Below are 16,137 nucleotides of genomic sequence, written 5' to 3'. Positions count from 1 at the left end.
CCAGCACCTCTGCGACTAGTCAGCTTGTTCTATCGGCGTGTCGTCAGCCGCCGGCGCATCCGTATCATCCAGACCTGTCAGTAGATTATACGCATCATCCACCGGATCAAGCAGACCGGCCGCGCGCAATTCATCAAGCCCGGGCAAATCACGGCGGGTTTGAAGCCCGAAATGCTCCAAAAATTCCGGGGTGGTGGCGTAAATAACCGGCCTGCCGGGAACTTCGCGGCGGCCGGCAGCCCTCACCCACCCAGCTTCCATCAACACGTCCAATGTACCTTTGGCGGTTTGAACGCCCCGGATCGATTCGATCTCTGCCCGGCTAACCGGTTCATGATACGCGATGATCGCCAACACTTCGGTGGCTGCACGCGACAGGCGGCGGACCTGCTCTCGCTCTGTCCGCAACAAATGCGCAAGATCAGCGGCGGTTTGGAAGTGCCAGCGCTTACTTCGCTCCACCAAATGGATGCCCCGGTCCTGATAGTGCGCTGCCAATTGCCGGAGGGCCGCCCTGATCGTGGCTTTCTCTTCATCGCCCAAATGCGATGCAAGCGCATCGACACTCATTGGTTCTTCAGCTGCAAACAAAGTCGCCTCAACTGCTCTTACAAGCGGCTCGGGCTTATCATCATTCATGCTGTTGCACGCTCTGTCAGGCGGCGTAGCCTCAGCGGTCCGAAAATATCATCCTGGGCGATTTCCGCCTTGCCCATCCGGGCCAATTCCAGCGCCGCGACAAAACTCGATGCCAAAGCGGACCGCCGCAAGCGCGGTTCTGCATGGGGCGGCAGAAATTCCTCCAGCGTCATCCAATCAAGCGTCACGCCCAGCATATTGGACACCCGGTCAAGCGCACTATCCAGCGTCATCACCGGCCGTTCGCGCACCATGTGCACGGCCGGCGCGGTGCGTGCCTTGACCTGGCCATATCCCTGGATGAGCGCATACCAATCGCATTGCCACTGCGTCTTACGATCAGTGCGGAGCCCTTCTGGTGCGCCGCGTATGAAAACATCACGGCCGATCCGGTCGCGCGCCATCAGGCGTGCGGCGGCTTCCCGCATTGCGCCCAACCGTTGCAGCCGCAATTGCAGCTTCAAAGCCAGCTCTTCGGGGCTGGGATCTTCCTGCTCTTCCTTGGGCAGCAACATGGATGATTTCAGGAAAGCCAGCCAAGCTGCCATGACCAGATAGTCCGCTGCCAATTCCAACTTCAGCGCTTCGGCACGGTCAATATAGTTCAGATATTGATCGACCAGATCCAGAATGGAAATCGCGCGCAAATCTACTTTCTGCCGCCGGGCCAGATCAAGCAGCAGATCGAGCGGCCCTGCCCAGCCATCCAGCTCCAGATACAGCGCGTTATCTTCTGTATCGGCAGCACCTGCACCGATCCATTCGGTGTCGGTAGAGGCCCCCTGCCCTTCCGGAAACATCAGATCGCCTGTGCTCATGCGGCGGCTTTCACCAAATCTAGCAGTGCGTCACGCTTCGCCAAAAGCTCGGCCTTATCGCCGCTAACGCGCCGATCATCGGTATAGCTTAGCGCGCGGTCAAGACGCTCTGCTGCACGCTCTGATATAGAGGGAAGCCGCTCCACCATCTGGGTCATATGGTCCATCTTGGCCCAGCAATTGAGGACAAGATCACAGCCCGCAGCAATGGCGCGTTCCGACCGTTCGGGAACGGTGCCAGACAAGGCTTCCATATCAATGTCATCGGTGAGCAGCAGCCCATCAAACCCGATAGATCCGCGAATGACGTCCTTGATCACGGTTTTGGAAAGGGTGGCCGGATTATCCGTATCCCATTCGGTAAAGAGCAAATGGCCGGTCATGCCGATAGGGGCGTCTGATAAAGCGCGAAACGGCGCAATATCCCACTCCAGCTCTGCTGCTGTCGCCGTAACAGTCGGCATTTCCTTATGGGTATCTGTCATCGACCGGCCATGACCGGGCATATGCTTGATACAACCCGCCACCCCGGCGCGTGCCAAGCCATCGAGAATGGCCCGGCCCAAAGCGGCCACCTGCTTGGGTTCATGCCCCAAGGCGCGATCCCCGATAACATCGTGTGCACCTTCCTGGCGGACATCGAGCGGCGGGTGGTAATCGACCGAGATTCCCATTTCTGCCAGTTCCAGACCCATGGCAAAGGCATTAAGCCGTGCTGCTTCAATCGCGCTAGCAGGCGCAATTTGATACAGATGGTCAAACGCTTCACCCGCCGGGAAGGGAGACCATAATGGCGGACGCAACCGCGCGACCCGCCCGCCTTCCTGATCAATCGATATCAAGAGCCGGTCACGGCCATGAAGGGCGCGCAGCGAGTCGGTTAAAATGCGCAGCTGTTCAGGTGTTTCGCAATTTCGGCCAAACAGGATGTATCCAGCCGGGTCAGCCTCCTTAAAAAAGGCGATCTCGTCGGGCGTCAGAGCTGTTCCAGCCAGTCCAAATATTGCGGGCGTCATACTGTGCAGCGTTGCAGCCACTTACGCATTGCGCAAGCGGATTGATCCCGCAGAATGTGGAAAATGAGGATGAATTGGCGAGGAAGCGGCGTTTCACCGCCTCCTCAACCCAAATCATTTTACCTGACAGGCAATTCCGTCAGCTTTCAGCGCGCGGCAGAGGCGATCGCCTGATGCTTTATCCCCCGCAACAGCTTGCAGACGGAACACTGTGCCGATATCCGCCTGCCCTTGCTGAACACGGTATTTCACGCCTTTGAGAGCATCGGTTTGACGCGTCAGCCGGTTCCAGCCTTCAACCGCGCTTTCGCGGGTGGAATACGCACCGACTTGAACACCAACACCGCTAGGCGAAGATGCAGCACCGCCATCCGCGTTGGCATTAGCCGATCCAGAATTGGTGGCCCCGGCATTCGCCGTTGTCGCTGTATCAATGCTTGGCTTTGCGCCATCAGTATCGCCAGCCCCGTTGCGGTCGCCATCACCATCGCCGCCGCCGCCATTGCTGCCATCAGCCAAGCGGCCTTCAGTTGTTTGGCCGTCACCAACAGCGGGTGCGACCTGGCCAGTACCGGCAAACTCTTTGCCGCCCGCATCCGCAGGGCGTTCTTTCATCGGGCCTTCAGGCGCTTCTATGGTGCTGCCATCAGCGACCAGTTCAGGATCAGGCCCGCGATTGCTGAAGAAGTAAATCGTGCCGAGGATCAGCGCTAACAGCAGCGCCCCCAGCAGCGCGAGGCCAACCAAGCGGCCAGTATCAACGCCTTCTTCCTCGTCATCATAATCAGATTCGAGCCACGGCAGAGGCCCATCATCTTCCACTAGAGAGAGTTCTTCATTTTCGATGATTGTATCATCGCCTGCATCGTCAATATGATCGAACGTTTCGCCGTCCTGCCCGGCCCCATCGCGGCCATTATCATTTTGCCCGAAGTCATTCTGTGTCATTACTTACATCTCCTCGACCGCTTCGACGCCAAGCAAAGCGAGCCCGTTTTGGATAACTTGCCCGATTTGGCTGGCGAGGAATAGTCTCGCCGCGGTCAAATCATTCTGCTGTGCCACGATGAACCGCTTTTCAGGCTTGTCATTGCCGAGATTGTAATAGGTATGGAACGCTCCGGCGAGGTCGTAGAGGTAAAACGCAATCCGGTGCGGTTCGCGCGCGGCGGCCGCCGATTCCACGATACGGGGGAATTGCGCTGCGTGTTTGACCAGCTCCAATTCCTCGGCTCCGAGCAAATCATTATGCTTTCCTGAAGGTGAGAAGCCTTCATTTGCGCCTTTGCGCAGCGTCGAATGAATCCGTGCGTGAGCATATTGGACATAAAATACCGGGTTGTCCTTTGATGCTTCCACCACTTTGGCAAAGTCGAATTCCATTTGGGCTTCGGGCTTGCGGGTAAGCATGGTGAAACGGACAACATCCTTGCCCACTTCTTCAACCATTTCAGCCAAAGTGATGAAGTTGCCAGACCGCTTGGACATTTTCAGCGGCTCGCCATCGCGCATCAGCGCCACCATCTGCACCAGCTTCACATCGAAGGGGATTGATTTGCCCTCACCCTCCGCCAGCGCGGCGACGGCTGCCTTGATCCGCTTGACCGTGCCAGCGTGATCCGCGCCCCACACATCAATCAGGGCGTCAGCCTTCTCTGCCTTCTGCATATGATATGCCAGGTCAGCGCCAAAATAGGTCCATTTGCCGTCGGACTTCTTAATCGGGCGATCTTGATCATCACCAAATTTGGTCGAGCGGAACAGAGGCAGTTCAACCGGCTCCCAATCTTCCGGCGGTGCCTTGCCCTTGGGCGCTTCCAACACGCCATCATACACAAGGTCATGCTGCCGCAACCACGCTTCCGCAGCTTCGGGTTTACCCGCAGCTTGCAACGCGGCTTCTGATGAAAACAGATCGTGGTGGATGCCCAGCAACGCCAGATCGGATTTGATCATGTCCATCATTGCAGCGACAGATTCGGTACGGAAGGTGTCCAGCCACTCGCTTTCTGGAGCATTCTGGAACTGATCACCAAGCTTGGCAGCCAATGCCTTGCCAACAGGCACCAAGTAATCGCCCGGGTATAGACCTTCGGGGATGGCACCGATATCGGCGCCTAGCGCCTCTTGATAACGAAGATGCGCGGACCGCGCGAGCACATCCACCTGCCCCCCCGCATCGTTTACGTAATACTCGCGTACAACCTGATGCCCGGCATATTCCAGCAGAGCCGCCAACGCGTCACCCACCACCGCACCGCGGCAATGCCCCATATGCATCGGGCCGGTCGGGTTGGCAGACACATATTCAACATTGACAATAGCATCGCCGCCCATTGAGGATCGGCCATAATCGCTACCCAATGCCGCAATAGTAGCCAGCTCGGCCTGCCATGCTGCGTCAGACAGGCGCATATTGATGAAACCCGGGCCCGCTATATCGGCGGACAATATATCCGCATCGGCAATCAACTTTGCAGTGATTTTACCCGCCAGTTCGCGCGGATTTGTCTTTGCTTGCTTGGCCAGAACCATCGCCGCATTTGTCGCTAGATCACCGTGATCGGGGTCGCGCGGCGGTTCGACGGCGACATTGCCGAATTGCGTGCCAGCCGGCAGCGTTCCGTCTGCTTCTAGTTCAGCCAGAACTGCCTTGACCTTAGCGGCAAAGGCAGCGTGAAGTGTGCGCGCAAAAGACGCAGATTTTTGAGTGTTATCGGACATCAGGCGCGCCTAGCCGAATTGGCCAGAATCGCAAGACTCCGTCCCTCAAATCGAATCGGAATTTCCGCAGCTTAACGGGTCGCGTTATGCGCCAATTGTTGCTCGGTTAGCTGAAAACCAACCAGCAGCTCGAACGTGGCACGGTTAAGCGCGGCACGAACGATGGGATCAGCCAATGGATCAAGCGCTGCGTCAGGGTCACCCGCTTTACGGCGCCGGGTGATCTTCTCGCGAATATCATCGGGTAATGTGGCCGCTGCCCGGTCAACAAATGCGCCGGCCTTTGCCGTTGCTTGCGCCCGTTCTGCACCATCTGCAAAATTGACTACGACACTGCCGATGCGTTTTGCCTGAACAGCAGAACCGCCCTGCAACACGGTAGAGAAAAACGGCAATTCAACCGACCGTGCACCGCGTGTGTCGGTACGCCGCGCCAAAACATCAAACGTCGCCTCTGAATAGACTTTGTCGCCTGTATCATTGCACGTGCTGCGAACATTCGTGATCGCCGCCACGACATCGATTTGATCTGCTGTGGTCGCGCCCGCTGTTCTGAAAGTGGTAACATCTCCGGTATAGTCAGGTACACCAACAGCCGGACAAGTGGAGCGTATTGCTGTGATACCAACACCTTGGTCGACGACTAAGTCACCTTCGCCGCGACAACCAGCCAGCGCAGCCACCATGATAAGTGCAGAAAAGATCGGTCGGCGAAGTGTCATGCAGGTAAACCCTTTAAAATCGAACGTCGCGGCTCTAGCGGCGCGCGTCGCAAAACGCTAGAGGCTGTCATATGAACGCCCCCTTGCAATCCCCCAAGAATGGCGCTGTGAAACCAGCGCTGACCCTTTTGATAGCCGCCCCACGCGGTTTTTGTGCCGGTGTAGACCGTGCGATCGAGATCGTCGAACGCTCGCTCGAACGATATGGCGCGCCGGTTTATGTCCGGCATGAAATCGTTCACAACAAGTTCGTTGTTGATGGTTTGAAAGCCAAAGGGGCGATTTTCGTCGAGGAATTGGACGAAGTGCCGGATGGCGCGCCCGTTGTCTTTAGCGCCCACGGCGTTCCCAAAGCGGTCCCGGCAGAAGCACAGCGCCGCGGTTTGGATTATCTTGACGCGACTTGCCCGTTAGTCAGCAAAGTCCATCGTCAGGCAGAACGCCAGATAGAAGCCAATCGGCACATCGTATTCGTCGGCCATAGCGGCCATCCAGAAGTTATCGGAACAATGGGTCAAGTGCCTGAAGGCATGATGACGTTGGTTGAAACTGTAGAAGACGTTAAGGCGCTGGACTTTGCCGCAGACACTCCGCTTGCCTTCCTCACCCAGACCACCTTGTCGGTTGATGATACAGCCGAGATTGTCCGCACGCTGCAAGTCAAATACCCGCAAATCGTCGGGCCCAAGGCCGAGGATATTTGCTACGCCACATCCAACCGCCAAGCTGCGGTAAAACAAATCGCGCCGGGAAGTGACTTGGTCTTGGTGATCGGTGCTGGAAACAGTTCCAATTCAGTCCGTTTGGTCGAAGTCTCCGAGAAATGCGGGACCGACGCCAAACTTATCCGCCGGGCGAGCGACATTGATCCCGCTTGGCTGGAAGGCGTGGGCACTTTGGGCCTGACCGCCGGGGCTTCCGCGCCGGAAGAATTGGTCCGGGAAGTGGTCGATAAAATCGCCGAATGGCGCGACGTTGAAGAGCATACTCTGGTCACCGCCGAAGAAAAGATGGTGTTCAAACTTCCCCGTCAATTGCTGGACTAACTGGCGCGCACAAATGGCAGTGTATACGCATCTTGGAGCGGAAGTGTTGGCCGATCTGATTGGCCAGTATGATGTCGGCAAACTGGTTTCTGCCAAGGGAATCGCGGAGGGCGTATCCAACAGTAACTGGTTGATCGAAACGACCGGCGTTGATGGCACAGGCGCACGCTTTATCTTGACCATGTATGAGCGCCGGATTGATGTGCGGGAATTGCCATTTTTCTTGGGCCTACTGGACCATCTCGCCGCCAAACATTGCCCGGTACCGGCCACCATCCATGACCGGGCGGGCAATGCGTATCGCGACCTCGATGGAAAGTCTGTGGCACTGATCGAATTTCTGCCAGGCGTATCAATCGATGAGCCCACCCCGCAGCAAGCCCACGCCGTTGGGCAGGCACTGGCGCAAATCCATACCGCCTCAGAGGACTTTTCAGCCACGAGAGCCAATGATTTGCGCCCCGCCGATTGGGGTAAGCTGTTTGAACAATGCGGGGATGACGCGATTGCGGCGATCAACCCCGACCTACTGGCCGCAATCCAGTCTCATCTGCCCACATTGATTGATGATTGGCCGGAACACTTGCCCAAAGGGACAATTCACGCCGATCTGTTCCCCGACAACGTACTGATGTTGAATGACACAGTCAGCGGCCTGATTGATTTCTATTTCGCGTGCAGCGACATCGCCGCTTATGATTTGGCTGTTACTCATGCCGCATGGTGCTTTTCAGACGATGGCACACAATTTCATTCCGACATCTCGAAAGGATTGATCGGCGGGTATTTGTCCTCCCGCTCGCTCACGCCAGCCGAACAAGAAGCTTTGCCGATCTTGGCAAAAGGGGCTGCCATGCGGTTCATCGCCACACGCACTTTTGACTGGATCGATACGCCTGACACAGCGCTTGTCGCCCGCAAGGATCCAATGGCCTTTGTTCGCAGGCTGAACCATTATGACGCATTGGGACAAAACGCCTTTCACATTCCCGACCAAACCGCCAACGGCTAACCCATGAAACGCGTTGAAATTTTTACTGACGGCGCCTGCAAAGGCAATCCTGGACCCGGCGGCTGGGGTGCCTTGCTGCGCATGGGTAAGCACGAAAAAGAACTTTCGGGTGCCGATGCGGACACAACCAATAACCGTATGGAACTGACCGCAGCGATCAAAGGCTTAGAAGCGCTGATCGAGCCATGCGAGGTCGATCTGTATTCAGACAGCAAATATGTCTTAGATGGCATGACCAAATGGGTCGAAGGCTGGAAAAAGCGGGGCTGGGTTAACGCTAGTAAAAAGCCGGTACGCAACGCCGATTTATGGCACGAGCTGATAGAAGCATCTGCACGCCACACCGTTCATTGGCACTGGGTAAAAGGGCATAGCGGCCATCCGGAAAACGAACGGGTCGATCAATTGGCTTCCGATCAAGCCGATTCGGTTCGATAAAACACAAAAGGCCCGGCCATTTCGGACCGAGCCTTCATTGCAAATTTCAAGATGTCTTAGCTTGTGGTTGTATCGACCACTTCAGCGCCAGGGCCGTTTTTGAGAACGGACTCGATGGCATTTTTGGCGCTTGCTTTCGAGCTGTAGCCTTCGGTCCACCAGATCGTTTCCGAATTATACATGAAATAGGACACGAACTCGCCCTTCTTGTTGTTACGAATTTCAAAACGATGAGCCATGTTCATTCTCCTGTGTGATAGTGTGCGCCGCATCCTACCCGCTCAAACTGGAAAATCTAGCCAAACCGATCCGCTGTGTATTTTGTTACATCTATTGCTGCGAGATCATCTGGAGTTTCATTGCCGAGCAGCCGTGCGGCCATCAATCTGGCCGCCGCCGGAGCTGTCTGGATGCCAAACCCGCCCTGCCCGGCAAACCAGATAAAATCAGAATTATGCTGATCTGCGCCATAGATCGGCAAGCGATCAGGTGTGAAACTGCGTAACCCCGCCCATTTACGCTCCACAGTCGTCACGTTCCAATCGACCACACTTTGCAGCCGCTCTATTGCTTCGGCCACGGCCAGTTCTTCGGGTGCAGCATCGCACGGTTCGGAAGGTGTCTCGTCATGCGGGCTAAGCCATACTCTCCCAGCCTCGGGCTTGAAGTAAAACCGGCCCGACACATCCAGGACCAATGGCATTTCAGAAGATGGCTGCGGGTTGGTACGCAGCTGCACCACTGTACGCCGCAAGGGCGATATGCCCGCAGGTTCGCAGCCAGCCAGCCCGGCAATTTGATCCGCCCATGCCCCTGCCGCATTGATAATCCGGCGGGCAGATATAACGGAACCGGCCTCGCTCGTGATGGTCCAGACACCGTTTGCCATAGCCAGACTGGCCACCCGGAAGCGGGTTTTGAGCACAGCCCCCGCCCGCGCTGCGGCTGACAGATAATGCGCGTGCAAGCTGCCGACATCGATATCCGCGCAGGCCGGTTCCCAAATCGCGCCCGTCCATTGCGGTCTCAATCCCGGAATTTTTGCGGTAATCTCTGCCTGTTCCACACGGCTTATACTTGCCCCGGTCCCCTCAAAGCGTTCAAGAAAATGATCGAGTTGAGCGCTGTCTTCATTGCGGCCGATATACAGCGCTCCGCGCCGTGTAAGAAAGCCGCCGTCGTTCAGGAATGGACCGGATGCCAACGTCAAAGGGACGATATCTGGACCGCCATAACATTCTTCCCAGAACGCTGCCGAACGGCCGGTTGCATGATATCCTGCCTGATCCTCAGCCTCCAGCATAGCGACGGTGGCTGAACCGGCGAGCTCAGCCGCCAAGCTGGCGCCAGCCATGCCTGCGCCAACAATCGCAAAATCATAGATTGGCGTAGTCTCGGTCATATTATCTGGTCGAAAAAACGCGGTCCAAAAATTCGGCAATACCGTTCATTGCACGGTCCCGCACGGCATCAGTTTCACGCAAAATTTCATGATGCGCCTCTTTACCGAAGCACAGCAGTTCCCCCTTCGGCAAGCGATCCGTTGCTTCTTCGATCGCGCGATAATCAACCAATTTGTCATTGGTCGTCGCGACCATCAGCACCGGAATATCAACAGCCTCCAACCGGTTGGGCGCAAATATGACATCCATTGATGCATAGCCGCGTTCAACCCAGCCCCAGCTGCCCGGCCCCATAACAATCTCAGGCCGGTTATCGCGCCACCAAAGCTCATCTTCGTACCGGTCTTTGTCATGGGTGAGCAAATTGATCCGGCCAATTGGAACTTCGCCGGGCTTTTCGCTCCACACCCATGCCTGCGTGGTATCGCCCCGAAACTTTCTGATCAGCTTCGCACCTGCATGCATCACAGATCGCGGCAACACATTTCCGAAGTAGCCCAGCATCGGCGCAGACAGGAACATGGCGTCGGGCCGTACCCGCTGTTCCACTACCCCGCGCAGTACAAGATGCCCGCCCATAGAGTGTCCTGCCAACACGTGCGGCCCAGGGTTGGAAGCCTTCCAATCGCTCCAGAAAGCAGCCAAATCGTCAATCCAGATCGAAAAATCTTCAATATGGCCAGTAACGGCATCATCGCCCAGCCTGCCAGAGCCAGCTTGCCCGCGCCAATCAGCGGCAGTTACCTGCCAGCCGGAATCGTACCACTGCTGCAAAGATTCCAGATATTTTTCATAAGCATCACCCCGCCCAGGAAAGAATAAAATCGATCCTTTAGGGGGTGTAGATTGATCTTTGGCCGCCCAATCAATCCGCCGGATTGCATGGCCGTCGGGCGCTGTCCACACGCTCTCTACCGCCTGTGAAGGTATGCTGCGCCGGTCGATTACTTTGGCTGTCATTCGATGTGCGGGCCTTTGCCTTAATACCGTCTTGTTGCTGTTGGTTACTATTTAGTAAGCCATCGTCTGTAGCACCCCCTTCAACAAAGATACCTTTGGGGGCTAAAATGCTTGGTGAATACTTCCACTACGGACTGCTCGCAGCGTTGGCAATCGCATTGCTTTTCGCCGCATTTACGGACATCCGCCGCCGTCAAATCGACAATTGGCTGAACATTGCCATCGTCATTGGCGCGCCGCTGTTCTGGTGGTCTAGCGGCCTGTCGCTTTGGCCTGATGTGGCCATGCAACTTGGCGTTGCTCTGGCTGCATTCGTAGTTCTGGCCGGTCTCTTCGCTGTCAAAGCAATGGGCGGCGGCGATGTAAAACTGCTGACAGCCCTGGCGCTTTGGATTGAACCCAACGCATTTCTGCAATTGCTGATCATGATGGCGCTAGTCGGCGGCGTGCTGACAATCGTCATGGGCGCATGGCACATCATGCGCCGCCAAAAAGATCGGCTCGCCATTCCATACGGTGTGGCGATCTCTGCCGGGGGCCTCTGGGTGCTGGGAACACAATATATGCCGCCCAGCGGCACAATTGCAGGTTTGGGGTGAACCCGATTTTAACCAATCTGCGCGTATCACGACAAACTGTAACTAAAATCAACTCATTCCCGCTGTGTTTGCGGGCCGAATTAGGGGGCTAGAATAGCCATGGATAGGAAGAAGATGGTTCTGCTGATTGGGGCGCTGATCATTGCGATCGGTACCGCTTTTGCAGCACGTAGTATGTTTGCCGGGGCCGGATCTCCGCAGGCAGAAGCAGCTCCTCCAACACCGAAGGGTCCTAAGGTACTCGTCGCGCAGCGCAGTCTGCCAGCCGGTACTATTATTACCGCGGATGCGATCAGCTTCCAGATGTGGCCGGAAGAATTGGTACAGGACGCCTATTTCATTGATGGCGAATCTGACGTTCAACAATTGCTTGGCACAGTGGTGCGCCACCAAGTGACCGCAGGCGAGCCAGTAACACAAGGTTCGCTGGTCAAGCCCGGCGATCGCGGCTTCCTTGCTGCGGCGCTCGGCCCTGGCCTTCGCGCAGTAACCGTTCCTGTTTCCGCCAAGACTGGTGTGGCTGGCTTTGTCTTCCCGGGTGACCGTGTAGACATGGTGCTGACGCAGACAGTTAAGGGCGAAAATGGCGGTGCCGGCATGAAGGCATCCGAAACAATCCTCAGCAATATCCGCGTATTGGCGACCGACCAATCAACCACACAGGAAACGCAAGACGGCAAAACTGTTGTTCGCGCCTTCCGTACGGTTACATTGGAAGTGACACCGCGCATTGCTGAAAAAGTGGCTGTTGCGCAGACACTTGGTACATTGAGCCTGTCGCTCCGTTCGATTGCTGACAACCAAAGCGAGCTTGAAAAAGCGATTGCTTCTGGCGCTGTCAAAATCCCTGACGATGCCACACCGGAAGAAGAAGAGCGTCTGCTGACACAAGCAGCGACCCGCCCGACAGAAGGTGCAACAACCTTCCAAACCGGTGGTGACGTTTCACGCTTCCAACGCAAGACCGTCGAGAAAATCGAAAAACGCAGTGCACCTGCGCCGGCAGCTATCGGTGTCCCAGCGGGCAAACCGATCACTGCAGGCCCATCAGTTCGGGTAACGCGCGGAAAAACAACATCGCAAGTTCCAGTGGCATCCGGCGGCAGAACATCGGTGATCACATCAAGCGAGGGTGAATGACCATGAAAAGCGAATTTCGTTCAGCGTCCAAATCCAGCGCTCACATATTTTCAGCCGGAAGCGCAACAGCTTCCAATACTCAACCTAGGGGCAAGACTATGGCACGCCGCCTTACTGCAACACTATTACTGGCCAGCTTGGCCGTTGCGCCAATCGCCGGAATTCCGGCTGGCGCAGCGAATGCCCAGTCTGTTCAAAAGCCACGGGGGGATGTTGTTCTGTCCATCGGCCGCGGTGAACTGGTCAACGTGCCCGGCGTAATGGCCGATGTATTCATCGCCGACGACTCAGTTGCGGATGTGCAAATCAAGTCCCAGCGCCAGCTTTACGTGTTCGGCAAAACGGGCGGTGAAACCACCGTGTATGCCAGCAATGCCCGCGGCGATATTATTTGGTCCGCCAATGTTCGCGTCGGTTCCAACCTCGACAGCGTCGATCAGATGCTCGGGCTGGCTATGCCGCAAGCGAAAGTCTCCGTCTCAACAATGGGTACTAACACCATGTTGCTGACCGGAACCGTTGCAGCACCAGAAGATGCCGCTGAAGCAGAGCGTCTGGTTCAGGCCTTTGTGGGTGATGACGTCAACGTCATCAGCCGCCTTAAAATGGCGACACCGCTGCAGGTAAACCTGCGCGTTCGTTTCGCTGAGGTAAGCCGCAGCTGGGTTCGCGAAGTCGGTGCCAATCTGGCATCCTTCGATGGAACCAGCGGTTTCAAATTCGGTATCGGCAATGGCCGTACCGGGGCGATCCCACAATATAACGTCGGCGGCGGTGTATTCACCGGCGTTACCGCAGGATCTGCCGGTACATCGGTAGTGACTGCCCAAGGGACTGGTTCGACACTCTCTGGTTTCGGAAAGTTTCTTGGTCTCGACCTGGCCGGCGCACTTGATCTTGCCGAACGTAATGGCCTTATCACTACACTGTCAGAGCCCAATCTTACCGCACTGTCTGGTGAGACTGCTGACTTCCTGGCGGGCGGCGAATTCCCTATTCCCATCAGCCAGGGCCTTGGCACCACTGCGATTGAATATCGCAAATTCGGTGTCAGCTTGGCGTATACTCCAACTGTGCTTGCAAATGGCCGGATTTCGATCCGTGTCCGCCCGGAAGTATCCGAGCTTTCAAGCCAAGGTGCTGTGACGCTGAACGGCTTCCAAATCCCTGCCCTGACGATCCGCCGCGCGGAAACGACAGTGGAACTGGGATCTGGCCAAAGCTTCATGATCGCTGGTCTGATGAGCAACAATGCGCAAAACACGCTGGATAAGACCCCCGGTGTTGGCGACGTGCCAATCCTCGGCAACCTGTTCCGCTCACGCTCTTTCCGTAAGGGTGAAACCGAGTTGGTAATTGTTGTCACGCCGTATCTGGTGAAACCGGTTAACGACAAAGACATCGTTCTGCCAACAGACGGCTTCCGTGCGGCGAGCGAATTGCAACAATTGCTCGGCTATACAGCAAGCGATGGCGTGACAGGCGGCACCCGTGCGGGACCGACAGCACGCAATTCTGATGCACCGCCACCAGCAGTGTCGCGCATTGATCCTGCCGCTGTTCTGCCAGGTGCCGGTTCTTCCCAAGAACGCGGCAAAGCCAAAGAACGCAGTGCCAAAGCCCCAGCCACACCTGGCTTCAGCCTCAACCAATAAAGGTGAATACGATGTTGATCGGAAAAAACAGTAAGCTGGCCGGTGCGTTGGCTCTCTCTATCGGCCTCACACTGGCTGGGTGCGGCGGCATGGCCACCAATCGCAGCTTGGAAAGCGTCAAGCAGCCTGTGGTCGAACGGACGAACTATACTCTTGATGTGCGTGCTGGTGCGGGCGGACTTTCTATCCCGGAACAGCAGCGTCTTGCTGGTTGGTTCGAAGCCATGGACCTGCGCTACGGTGACCGTGTTTCTATCGAAGATCCGATGATGGGCAAGTCCACTCGCGACGCCATCAGCGCCTTGGCGGCTCGCCACGGTATTTTGGTAAGTCAGGGTGCCCCTGTCACGACCGGCTATGTCAATCCAGGCAACGCCCGCGTCGTCATCACACGCTCCAGCGCGAGTGTACCGGGATGTCCGGATTGGGAAGCCTACTCAGACTCCAACTATAATAACGGTACGAACCCGAATTACGGGTGTTCGATCAACAGCAATATGGCTGCCATGATCGCCAACCCAGAAGATCTGATCCGGGGTCAAGCCGGGGACAGTCAAACCACCGTTACCACATCGACCAAAGCGATCGATTCTTATCGAGAGCAAGCTCCGACAGGCGCTGGTGGTCTTTCAAACACTAGTTCAAGCGAAGGGGGTTAAGTCATGAACGCACCTTGGAAACCAAGTGCGGGCGCAAATCGCGATCCCTTTGCAGCATTCATTTGCGACGAAGCGGCATTGGACGTGTTGCGTCCAGTCGTTATCGAAATGGGCTGGCAGCCAGAGAAATGTGCCAAAGGCGGCTTGCGTAATGCTGTGCAGTCTTTGTCCGTCGCGGCCAGCCCTAACATCCTGATGGTCGATCTGTCGGAAAGCGGCGATCCGCTGACTGATATTAACGGCCTTGCAGAGGTTTGCGAGCCTGGCACTGTCGTGATCGCAATCGGCCAAGTGAACGACGTTCGCTTGTACCGCGATCTTCTGTCGAGCGGCATTCATGATTATCTTCTGAAGCCGCTATCTGCAGGCGCATTGCGGGATTCGCTCAACCAAGCGCAGGCAGTCTTTGCTGCGCCGCGCACAAGCGATCCAGAATCCGCCAAGCGCCATGTATCGGCTGCTATCGTTGGAACACGCGGCGGGGTCGGTGCCTCTACACTGGCCACATCGCTATCGTGGCTGTTCAGCGCCGAGCATGAACTGCCGACTGCTTTGCTCGATCTTGATGTCCACTTCGGGACGGGCGCACTCGCGCTTGATCTGGAGCCGGGTCGCGGTTTGACAGATGCAATCGACAATCCCAGCCGGATCGACGGGCTGTTTATCGAACGTGCTATGGTGCGGGCGAATGACAATCTAGCGATCTTGTCTGCTGAGGCACCGATTAACGCACCACTGATGACCGATGGGTCGGCATTCGTTCAGCTGGAGGAAGAATTCCGCCAAGCATTCGAAATGACGATGATCGATTTGCCACGGAACATGCTGATCAACTTCCCGCATTTGCTGGCAGATGTGAATGTTGTGGTTCTGGCGACAGAGATGACCTTGGCATCAGCCCGCGATACAATCCGTATTCTGGCTTGGCTGAAAACCAACGCTGCGCACGCATTGCCGATTGTGGTCGCCAACAAAGTACAGGGCGGCACCGGAGAGATCAGCAAGGCTGATTTCGAGGCGTCAATCGAACGCAGTATCGACTTCACCATCCCTTACGACATCAAGGCATCCACCAATGCGGCGAAGCTGGGACAGACATTTGTCCATGCCAACCCGTCCAGCAAAGTGACCGCAGTGGTCAAACAGCTGGCCGACCGCGTGATGGGCGCCAGTGAAGAGGAATTGGAAGGCCAACAGCCAGCCAAGAAATCTCTGCTGGGCAGCTTTGATCTGAAATCGCTTCTTGCGAAGAAGAAATCGAAGAAATCCGAACCCGCCGGAGCTGACGCGTAATTCATTTTACGCA

General features: G+C 56.3%; 17 protein-coding genes. 8 read left to right on the top strand and 9 right to left on the bottom strand.

Annotated features, from left to right (window positions below; all coding sequences use genetic code 11):
- Positions 1-15: 15 nt before the first annotated feature.
- The 6 genes from scpB to HKD42_RS01650 form a co-directional block, all read right to left on the bottom strand.
- Entirely contained in the window at positions 16-639 is a 624-nt protein-coding gene (gene scpB, locus HKD42_RS01675; protein ID WP_170009701.1) for an SMC-Scp complex subunit ScpB, read from the bottom strand.
- Complete coding sequence (locus HKD42_RS01670; RefSeq protein WP_246236657.1) at positions 636-1,457, bottom strand: segregation and condensation protein A; 822 nt, start codon at positions 1,455-1,457, stop codon at positions 636-638. The genes scpB and HKD42_RS01670 overlap by 4 nt, the downstream gene beginning before the upstream one ends.
- The gene (gene nagZ / locus HKD42_RS01665) at positions 1,454-2,473 is read right to left on the bottom strand and encodes a beta-N-acetylhexosaminidase (RefSeq protein ID WP_170009700.1); all 1,020 of its coding nucleotides are present in this window, start codon (positions 2,471-2,473) and stop codon (positions 1,454-1,456) included. The genes HKD42_RS01670 and nagZ overlap by 4 nt, the downstream gene beginning before the upstream one ends.
- Before the next feature lie 114 nt (positions 2,474-2,587).
- Positions 2,588-3,421 carry an SPOR domain-containing protein gene (locus HKD42_RS01660; protein ID WP_170009698.1) on the bottom strand — a complete coding sequence of 278 codons (834 nt, stop codon included), beginning with the start codon at positions 3,419-3,421 and terminating at the stop codon, positions 2,588-2,590.
- Positions 3,422-3,424: 3 nt separating this feature from the next.
- Complete coding sequence (gene argS, locus HKD42_RS01655; protein ID WP_170009696.1) at positions 3,425-5,197, bottom strand: arginine--tRNA ligase; 1,773 nt, start codon at positions 5,195-5,197, stop codon at positions 3,425-3,427.
- Between the two features lie 71 nt (positions 5,198-5,268).
- Positions 5,269-5,919 (bottom strand): hypothetical protein, encoded by a 651-nt coding sequence (locus HKD42_RS01650; RefSeq protein WP_170009694.1) that lies wholly within the window; start codon positions 5,917-5,919, stop codon positions 5,269-5,271.
- Positions 5,920-5,990: 71 nt separating this feature from the next.
- Here HKD42_RS01650 and ispH point away from each other — a divergent pair, with 71 nt between their 5' ends.
- The 3 genes from ispH to rnhA are packed head-to-tail and all read left to right on the top strand — an operon-like array spanning position 5,991 to position 8,415.
- Positions 5,991-6,965: a 4-hydroxy-3-methylbut-2-enyl diphosphate reductase gene (gene ispH / locus HKD42_RS01645; protein WP_170009692.1), complete on the top strand. Its 975-nt coding sequence runs from the start codon at positions 5,991-5,993 to the stop codon at positions 6,963-6,965.
- Between the two features lie 13 nt (positions 6,966-6,978).
- Positions 6,979-7,977, top strand: coding sequence for a homoserine kinase (gene thrB / locus HKD42_RS01640; RefSeq protein ID WP_170009690.1), 999 nt, complete (start codon positions 6,979-6,981; stop codon positions 7,975-7,977).
- A gap of 3 nt (positions 7,978-7,980) precedes the next feature.
- Entirely contained in the window at positions 7,981-8,415 is a 435-nt protein-coding gene (rnhA, locus tag HKD42_RS01635; protein ID WP_170009688.1) for a ribonuclease HI, read from the top strand.
- Positions 8,416-8,471: 56 nt separating this feature from the next.
- Here the strand turns inward: rnhA and HKD42_RS01630 are convergent, their stop codons facing one another.
- The 3 genes from HKD42_RS01630 to HKD42_RS01620 are packed head-to-tail and all read right to left on the bottom strand — an operon-like array spanning position 8,472 to position 10,778.
- Positions 8,472-8,654 carry a YegP family protein gene (locus tag HKD42_RS01630; protein ID WP_170009686.1) on the bottom strand — a complete coding sequence of 61 codons (183 nt, stop codon included), beginning with the start codon at positions 8,652-8,654 and terminating at the stop codon, positions 8,472-8,474.
- A 56-nt stretch (positions 8,655-8,710) separates the two neighbouring features.
- Positions 8,711-9,817, bottom strand: coding sequence for an NAD(P)/FAD-dependent oxidoreductase (locus tag HKD42_RS01625; RefSeq protein WP_170009684.1), 1,107 nt, complete (start codon positions 9,815-9,817; stop codon positions 8,711-8,713).
- A 1-nt stretch (position 9,818) separates the two neighbouring features.
- On the bottom strand, positions 9,819-10,778 hold the full coding sequence (locus tag HKD42_RS01620) for an alpha/beta fold hydrolase (protein ID WP_170009682.1): 960 nt from the start codon (positions 10,776-10,778) through the stop codon (positions 9,819-9,821).
- A gap of 107 nt (positions 10,779-10,885) precedes the next feature.
- Here HKD42_RS01620 and HKD42_RS01615 point away from each other — a divergent pair, with 107 nt between their 5' ends.
- From HKD42_RS01615 to HKD42_RS01595, 5 genes are all read left to right on the top strand, one after another.
- Entirely contained in the window at positions 10,886-11,377 is a 492-nt protein-coding gene (locus HKD42_RS01615) for an A24 family peptidase (protein ID WP_170009680.1), read from the top strand.
- 99 nt (positions 11,378-11,476) lie between these two features.
- Entirely contained in the window at positions 11,477-12,517 is a 1,041-nt protein-coding gene (gene cpaB, locus HKD42_RS01610) for a Flp pilus assembly protein CpaB (RefSeq protein WP_170009678.1), read from the top strand.
- Between the two features lie 98 nt (positions 12,518-12,615).
- Positions 12,616-14,172, top strand: coding sequence for a type II and III secretion system protein family protein (locus HKD42_RS01605; protein ID WP_170009677.1), 1,557 nt, complete (start codon positions 12,616-12,618; stop codon positions 14,170-14,172).
- Positions 14,173-14,183: 11 nt separating this feature from the next.
- On the top strand, positions 14,184-14,831 hold the full coding sequence (locus HKD42_RS01600) for a CpaD family pilus assembly protein (protein WP_170009675.1): 648 nt from the start codon (positions 14,184-14,186) through the stop codon (positions 14,829-14,831).
- Positions 14,832-14,834: 3 nt separating this feature from the next.
- Positions 14,835-16,124, top strand: a complete 1,290-nt coding sequence (locus HKD42_RS01595) for a pilus assembly protein CpaE (protein ID WP_170009673.1) — start codon at positions 14,835-14,837, stop codon at positions 16,122-16,124.
- Positions 16,125-16,137 lie beyond the last annotated feature (13 nt).

The organism is Pontixanthobacter rizhaonensis (assembly GCF_012972675.1).
Classification (GTDB): Bacteria; Pseudomonadota; Alphaproteobacteria; order Sphingomonadales; family Sphingomonadaceae; genus Pontixanthobacter; species Pontixanthobacter rizhaonensis.
Note: the sequence above shows the minus strand (reverse complement) of the source record. Positions and strands in the feature narration are given on the sequence as shown.

Excerpts from the sequence above, each read along its gene's own strand:
- scpB (WP_170009701.1), bottom strand. The coding sequence starts at position 639 with ATGAATGATGATAAGCCCGAGCCGCTTGTAAGAGCAGTTGAGGCGACT.
- HKD42_RS01670 (WP_246236657.1), bottom strand. The coding sequence starts at position 1,457 with ATGAGCACAGGCGATCTGATGTTTCCGGAAGGGCAGGGGGCCTCTACC.
- nagZ (WP_170009700.1), bottom strand. The coding sequence starts at position 2,473 with ATGACGCCCGCAATATTTGGACTGGCTGGAACAGCTCTGACGCCCGAC.
- HKD42_RS01660 (WP_170009698.1), bottom strand. The coding sequence starts at position 3,421 with ATGACACAGAATGACTTCGGGCAAAATGATAATGGCCGCGATGGGGCC.
- argS (WP_170009696.1), bottom strand. The coding sequence starts at position 5,197 with ATGTCCGATAACACTCAAAAATCTGCGTCTTTTGCGCGCACACTTCAC.
- HKD42_RS01650 (WP_170009694.1), bottom strand. The coding sequence starts at position 5,919 with ATGACACTTCGCCGACCGATCTTTTCTGCACTTATCATGGTGGCTGCG.
- ispH (WP_170009692.1), top strand. The coding sequence starts at position 5,991 with ATGAACGCCCCCTTGCAATCCCCCAAGAATGGCGCTGTGAAACCAGCG.
- thrB (WP_170009690.1), top strand. The coding sequence starts at position 6,979 with ATGGCAGTGTATACGCATCTTGGAGCGGAAGTGTTGGCCGATCTGATT.
- rnhA (WP_170009688.1), top strand. The coding sequence starts at position 7,981 with ATGAAACGCGTTGAAATTTTTACTGACGGCGCCTGCAAAGGCAATCCT.
- HKD42_RS01630 (WP_170009686.1), bottom strand. The coding sequence starts at position 8,654 with ATGGCTCATCGTTTTGAAATTCGTAACAACAAGAAGGGCGAGTTCGTG.
- HKD42_RS01625 (WP_170009684.1), bottom strand. The coding sequence starts at position 9,817 with ATGACCGAGACTACGCCAATCTATGATTTTGCGATTGTTGGCGCAGGC.
- HKD42_RS01620 (WP_170009682.1), bottom strand. The coding sequence starts at position 10,778 with ATGACAGCCAAAGTAATCGACCGGCGCAGCATACCTTCACAGGCGGTA.
- HKD42_RS01615 (WP_170009680.1), top strand. The coding sequence starts at position 10,886 with ATGCTTGGTGAATACTTCCACTACGGACTGCTCGCAGCGTTGGCAATC.
- cpaB (WP_170009678.1), top strand. The coding sequence starts at position 11,477 with ATGGATAGGAAGAAGATGGTTCTGCTGATTGGGGCGCTGATCATTGCG.
- HKD42_RS01605 (WP_170009677.1), top strand. The coding sequence starts at position 12,616 with ATGGCACGCCGCCTTACTGCAACACTATTACTGGCCAGCTTGGCCGTT.
- HKD42_RS01600 (WP_170009675.1), top strand. The coding sequence starts at position 14,184 with ATGTTGATCGGAAAAAACAGTAAGCTGGCCGGTGCGTTGGCTCTCTCT.
- HKD42_RS01595 (WP_170009673.1), top strand. The coding sequence starts at position 14,835 with ATGAACGCACCTTGGAAACCAAGTGCGGGCGCAAATCGCGATCCCTTT.